This is a genomic window from Geodermatophilus sabuli, assembly GCF_010686765.1.
In the GTDB taxonomy this organism is placed as follows: Bacteria; Actinomycetota; Actinomycetes; order Mycobacteriales; family Geodermatophilaceae; genus Geodermatophilus; species Geodermatophilus sabuli_A.
Genome location: NZ_JAAGWF010000012.1, coordinates 265,102 through 271,405, shown reverse-complemented (window position 1 = coordinate 271,405; position 6,304 = coordinate 265,102). Strand labels below are relative to the sequence as shown.

General features: G+C 72.2%; 3 protein-coding genes and 1 riboswitch. All 3 genes read right to left on the bottom strand.

From position 1 onward, the window contains the following. Positions 1 to 1,030: 1,030 nt before the first annotated feature. Genes GCU56_RS24010 through metF form a run of 3 tightly spaced genes read right to left on the bottom strand, consistent with a single transcriptional unit; the run spans position 1,031 to position 5,460 of the window. Entirely contained in the window at positions 1,031 to 2,671 is a 1,641-nt protein-coding gene (locus GCU56_RS24010) for a vitamin B12 dependent-methionine synthase activation domain-containing protein (protein WP_239522189.1), read from the bottom strand. Positions 2,672 to 2,695: 24 nt separating this feature from the next. Continuing rightward, complete coding sequence (locus tag GCU56_RS24005; RefSeq protein WP_239522188.1) at positions 2,696 to 4,573, bottom strand: homocysteine S-methyltransferase family protein; 1,878 nt, start codon at positions 4,571 to 4,573, stop codon at positions 2,696 to 2,698. After that, positions 4,570 to 5,460, bottom strand: a complete 891-nt coding sequence (metF, locus tag GCU56_RS13525) for a methylenetetrahydrofolate reductase [NAD(P)H] (RefSeq protein ID WP_239522187.1) — start codon at positions 5,458 to 5,460, stop codon at positions 4,570 to 4,572. Before metF ends, GCU56_RS24005 begins: the two co-directional genes overlap by 4 nt. A gap of 203 nt (positions 5,461 to 5,663) precedes the next feature. Continuing rightward, positions 5,664 to 5,773: riboswitch (SAM riboswitch) on the bottom strand. Positions 5,774 to 6,304: the final 531 nt, after the last annotated feature.

Here is a 6,304-nt window from a genome sequence, read left to right as displayed (position 1 = left end):
TGGGCAGCCCGGGCGGCGCCGCGAAGACGGGCAAGGTCGGCAGGGACCACCCGCTCGTCGCCGCCCTGCCGCCGCAGACAGAAGGCCACTGACGGTGACGCCGTGTCACCCCCGCCTCGGCGAGCCGCGGTAGGGCGCGAGGAGCCCTGACGACCTGGAGCGCTGCGCTACCGGGAGCCGCGCGCTGCACGAGCCGGCCTCCCGTGGAAGGACCGGCTGTGAGCATGGCCAGGCCAGCTCGTGCCGTTCTCCGGTTCTTCTCAACGCTGTAGCGGATCGAGAGGTCTGCACCCCGCGGTCGGAGTGGTGCATCAGCCCCGCCTCCATCCATCCCGGGGCGGTTCAGAGCCGCACTACCACCACTCTGGTCCTGACCGAGCAGGTCGTCAGGCGAGTTGGCTCGCCGGACGATCCTCCAGTACTTCTCCAGTGGTGCCGTGAATCTGCAGTCGAACCCGGCTGGCCCGCTGACTGGCTGCGGTCTCGCCTGCGGTCGCCGCCCGAGCACGGTTTCGCGCGATGGAGCTCGCCAGGCCTCGCCCACCTGACGGCCTAGCCCCCGGTACGAGCCTCAAGCGCACCTGATGAGCTGATCGCACGTTCTGGCGCTTCGCGTCCTCCGCCGGCTCGCAGTCGATCTCCCAGCCCCAGCCGGCGGTGTGCGTCGTGGGCGCTCGACCGGGGTGGAGGCGGCGTAGCGGGACAGCATGTCGTCCGAGCGTCAGCCGGCGAGCGTCATCAGGTCGCGCTCCTGTCCTCCTCCGGCCAGCCAGCGATGGGCGAAGGTGTGCCGGAAGCGGTGCGGGTGCCTGTCGGTGACGCCGGAAAGACGCCATCAGGTCGTCCAGCCGGATCGCCATGCGGGGAGGGACGCAGTCGGATGCGGTGCGTGCTTTCCGTGCGTCGCTGCTGGGTGCCCAAGGCCGCCCGATGGCCATCGGATGTAGCCGGGGTCGGGGATCGGGTGGTGGTGTGGCCAGCCACACCACCACCCAGCAGCGGCCCTGGGCGGGGCACTCGGGGGAGGTGCTCAGCGGGCGTTGAAGTAGCTGGCCTCCGGGTGGTGACTGATGAGTGCGGAGGTGGATTGTTCGGGGTCGAGCTGGTGCTCCTCGGACAGGGTGACGCCCATCCGCTCGGTCGCGAGCAGGCGAACGAGCTGCTCTTGTTGGGTGAGGTCGGGGCAGGCGGGATAGCCGAACCCGTAGCGGCAGCCGCGGAACTGCAGGTCGAAGAAGGCCTTCGCGTCGGGCCCGTCGGCCGCGCCCACCGGCGTGCCGTCGGGCAGGACGAGCTCGCCGCGGACACGCCGGTGCCAGTACTCGGTGAGCGCCTCAGTCAGCTGGACCCCGAGCCCGTGCACCTCCAGGTAATCGCGGTAGGCGTCGGCGGCGAACAGCTCGTTGGCGTAGCCGGTGATCCGCCGGCCGAGGGTGACGACCATGAGGGCGACGACGTCGGTCTCGCCGGTGTCCCGGGGGCGGAAGTAGTCGGCGAGACACAGCCGGACGTCGCGGCGCTGGCGGGGAAAGGTGAACCGCTCCCGTTCCCCGGCGCCGTCATCGCCTAAGACGACGAGGTCGTCCCCGTCGGCGACGGCGGGGAAGTAGCCATAGGCCACGGCGGCCTCCAGGACCCCGTCGGTCTGCAGCCGGTCCAGCCAGTAGCGCAGCCGGGGCCGGCCCTCGGTCTCCACCAGCTCCTCGTAGGAGGGTCCCTCGCCGCCGCGGGCCGCGCGCAGCCCCCACTGGCCCAGGAAGGTGGCCCGCTCGTCGAGCAGGGAGGCGTACTCGGCGGTGGCGATGCCCTTGACCACCCGGTTGCCCCAGAACGGTGGGGTGGGCACCGGGTTGTCGGTGGCTGTCGCGGACCGGGCAGGCAGGTCCTCGGTGGGTTGCTCGGTGGCGCGGCGCTGCTCGGCGATGCGCAGCGACCGTTCCCGCCGGGCCTTCCGCTCGGCCCGCCGCTCCGCGTCGGCGCTGCCCGGGGTGGCCGCCGCGGGCACGCTGCCCTCGCCGCGGCGGGCGGCGACGAGGGCCTCCATCAGCCGGAGGCCCTCGAAGGCGTCGCGGGCGTAGTGGACGTCGCCGTGGAAGAGGTCGGTGAGGTCGCCCTCGACGTAGCCGCGGGTCAGAGCGGCGCCGCCGAGCACCACGGGGAAGCGGTCGGCCAGGCCGCGGGCGTTCATCTCCTCCAGGTTCTCCCGCATGATCACCGTCGACTTGACCAGCAGCCCGGACATGCCGATGACGTCGGCGCCGTGCTGCTCGGCGGCGTCGAGGATGGTGGCGATCGGCTGCTTGATGCCGAGGTTGACCACGGTGTAGCCGTTGTTGGTCAGGATGATGTCGACCAGGTTCTTGCCGATGTCGTGGACATCGCCCTTGACCGTGGCCATGACGATGGTGCCCTTGCCGAGGGAGTCGGTCTTCTCCATGTGCGGCTCGAGGTGGGCGACGGCGGCCTTCATGACCTCGGCGGACTGCAGCACGAACGGCAGCTGCATCAGCCCGGCGCCGAAGAGGTCGCCGACGGTCTTCATCCCGGCGAGCAGGTCCTCGTTGATGATCGCCAGGGCCGGCTTGCCGCGCAGCGCCTCGTCGAGGTCCTCGGCCAGGCCGGTGCGCTCGCCGTCGACGATGCGGGCGGCCAGCCGCTCCTCCAAGGGCATGGCGGCGAGCTCGGCGGCGCGGGTCTACTTGGACGAGGCGGTGCTGACCCCGGAGAACACCTCAAGGAACCGCTGCAGCGGGTCGAAGCCCTCCCGGCGGCGGTCGTAGACCAGGTCGAGGGCGGCCTGCCGTTGCTCGTCGGGGATCTTCGACGAGGGCAGGATCTTCGAGGCGTGCACGATCGCCGAGTCCAGGCCGGCCTCGACGCACTCGTGCAGGAACACCGAGTTGAGCACCTGCCGGCCGGCGGGGGACAGCCCGAAGGAGACGTTGGAGACCCCGAGGGTGGTCTGCACGTCCGGCCAGCGGCGCTTGATCTCCCGCAGCGCCGCGATCGTCTCCAGGCCGTCGCGGCGGGTCTCCTCCTGACCGGTGCCGATCGGGAAGGTGAGCGGGTCGACGATGATGTCGGCCACGGCCATGCCCCAGCCCTCGGTGAGGGTGGTGATCAGCCGCTCGGCGACCCGCACCTTGGACTCTTCGGTGCGGGCCTGTCCCTCCTCGTCGATGGTGAGCGCGACCGCGGCCGCGCCATGCTCCTGGATCAGCGGCATCATCCGGGCGAACCGGGAGGTGGGGCCCTCGCCGTCCTCGAAGTTCACCGAGTTGACCACGCACCTCCCGCCGAGCATCTCCAGCCCGGCCTCGATGACCGCGGGCTCGGTGGAGTCGAGCATGATCGGCAGGGTCGAGGTGGTGGCCAGCCGGCCGGCCAGGACCCGCATGTCGCCGGCGCCGTCGCGGGCGACGTAGTCGACGTTGAGGTCGAGCAGGTGTGCGCCGTCGCGGATCTGGCCGCGGGCGATCTCCATGCAGTCGTCGAGCCGGTCGGCGAGCAGGGCGTCGCGGAAGGCCTTGGAGCCGTTGGCGTTGGTCCGCTCGCCGACCATCAGCACGCCGGCGTCCTGCCGGAAGGCCACCGACTGGTAGAGCGAGGCGACGCCGGGCTCCCGACGCGGGTCGCGGCGGGCCGGCTCGACGCCGTCGAGCGCGGCCACCAGCACCCGGACGTGCTCGGGGGTGGTGCCGCAGCAGCCACCGACCAGCCGGGTGCCGTAGTCGGTGACGAACCCGCGCAGCGCCGCCGCCAGGTCCGCCGGCCCCAGCGGATAGACCGCACCGTCGGGACCCAGCTGCGGCAGCCCGGCGTTGGGCATGACCGACACCGCGCCCCGGAAGTGCCGGGACACGTGCCGCAGGTGCTCGCTCATCTCCGCCGGGCCGGTCGCGCAGTTGAGCCCGAGCAGGTCCACGCCCAGCGGCTCCAGCGCGGTGACCGCGGCGCCGATCTCACTGCCGAGCAGCATCGTGCCGGTGGTCTCCACGGTGACGTGCGCGATCACCGGAACGGCCCGGCCGGCCGCGGCCATCGCCCGCCGGGCGCCGAGGATCGCGGCCTTGGCCTGCAGCAGGTCCTGGGCGGTCTCCACCAGGACGGCGTCGATGCCGCCGGCGAGCATGCCGGCGGTCTGCCGCTGGTAGGCGTCGCGCAGCGTGCGGTAGTCGACGTGGCCGAGGGTGGGCAGCTTGGTGCCCGGCCCGACGGCGCCGAGCACCCAGCGCGGCCGGTCGGGGGTGGACCAGCCGTCGGCGACGTCCCGGGCCAGGCGGGCTCCGGCGGCGGCGAGCTCCTCGATCCGGTCGGCGATGCCGTACTCGGCGAGGTTGGCCCAGTTCGCGCCGAAGGTGTTGGTCTCCACGGCGTCGGCGCCGGCCGCGAGGTAGGCGTCGTGGATCGAACGGATGACGTCGGGGCGGGTGACGTTGAGGATCTCGTTGCAGCCCTCGAGCCCGGCGAAGTCGTCCAGGTCCAGTCCGGCGGTCTGCAGCATCGTGCCCATCGCGCCGTCGGCCACCACGACGCGCTCGGCGAGGGCGCCCAGCAGGTCCCGGCCGCTCATGCGACGTCCTCGGTGGCCGCGCCCGGCCCGGCGAGCAGGTTCGCGCACACCTCACGGGTCGCCGCCGCGCGGTTCATGGTGATCAGGTGCAGGCCCGGCGCGCCCTCGTCCAGCAGCGTCTGGGACAGCTCGGTGGCCATCTCGACGCCGAAGGCGCGTACCGCGGCCTGGTCGGCCGGCCGATCGCCGTCGAGCGCGGCGAACCGCGCCGCGAGCTCGGTCGGGAACGCCTGGCCGGACAGCTGCACGATCCGGGCGATCTGCCGGGCGTTGGTCACCGGCATCACCCCGGCGATGATCGGCACGTCGCAGCCGCGGGCGGCCACCTCGTCGCGCAGCCGCAGGTAGTCCTCGGCGCGGAAGAAGATCTGGGTGACGGCGAAGTCGGCGCCGGACCGGCACTTGGCCACGAACCGGTCGACGTCGCTGCGGAGGTCCGCCGAGCGCGGATGCTTCTCGGGGAACGCGGCGACGCCGACCGAGAAGTCGCCGACCGAGTGGATGAGCTCGACCAGTTCGGCGGCGTAGCGCACGCCTTCGGGGTGCGCCACCCACTCCGCCTGCGGATCGGCGCCCGGCGGGTCGCCGCGCAGGGCCAGCACGTTGCGCACGCCGGCGTCGGCCAGCCGGCCGATCACCTGGCGCAGCTCGGTGGTGCTGTGCTCGACGGCGGTCAGGTGCACCAGCGGCGTCAGCGTGGTCTCGCCGGCGATCCGCTCGGCCACCGCCAGCGTCCCGTCCCGGGTGGAGCCGCCGGCCCCGTAGGTCACCGACACGAACGACGGTGCCAGCTGTTCCAGCTCGCGCAGCGCCGTCCACAGCTGGGCCTCGCCGTCCGGGCCCTTGGGCGGGAAGAACTCGAAGGACAGCGTCGGACCCTTCGCCAACAGGTTCCCGATGCTCTGGGCTCGGCCGGCCGCGGGCCCTCGGAGCCCCCGGTCGGGGTCCGGGGGAGTGGCCGGAACGGAGTGGAGCCCCTCCGGGTGGTGCGGAGCCAGGGCGGATGAGGGCAGGTTGCGATCACGGCTCGTGGACATGGCATCTCCTCGACGTCGCTGCGGAACGCAGGACGGCCCGGCATGGCGAGGCGTCACTGCGCTTGCCCTGCCGATGGCAGGGCCAGGTCGTCACCCGGGGCACCCCGCCGCAGTGGAGGGTTGCCGGCCAGCTAGCCGGGGCTCATCGCTGGCACTCAAGACCTGACCGAAACCTAACGGCGCCTGCTGAGACAGGTCAAGGAGCCTCCGTCAATGGCCCTTCCGTCAGGTGGATCCCGTACTGGTCTTCCGAAGGTGTGATCGTCTCGAAGAACCGGCAGGTCAGTGGGGAAGACGACGATCGCTGCCGGCGCTGGGACGCCGATGCTCGACCGACGCGCCGTCGTACTAGCTGCCGCCGCGACGCCGTGAGCTTGGTCACGATGGAGCCTGTGGTCACCGCCGACTCATCGACCGCGGAATTGGCCGATGGAGAGGCCGAGCCCACCAGGCCTTCTGGAGAAGAACTGGAGAAGGTGAGCGCGGCGCCTCTAAAGCCTGCTTGCGCGGCCGGGTCGATCGCTGACGTCTCGGTCTGCCGCTCAAATTCCTGGAGGTCTCGCTGTGCGGAGCTGGCATGGCGTCAGCCCACGCGACGCACGGCCAGCGGAACAGCGTGCCTAATGCGGTGGCCGCCGCAGCAGCCCGGCCTCCGACCCCGCTGGCGTGACTGCCACGGGCCTGCAGGGATCCC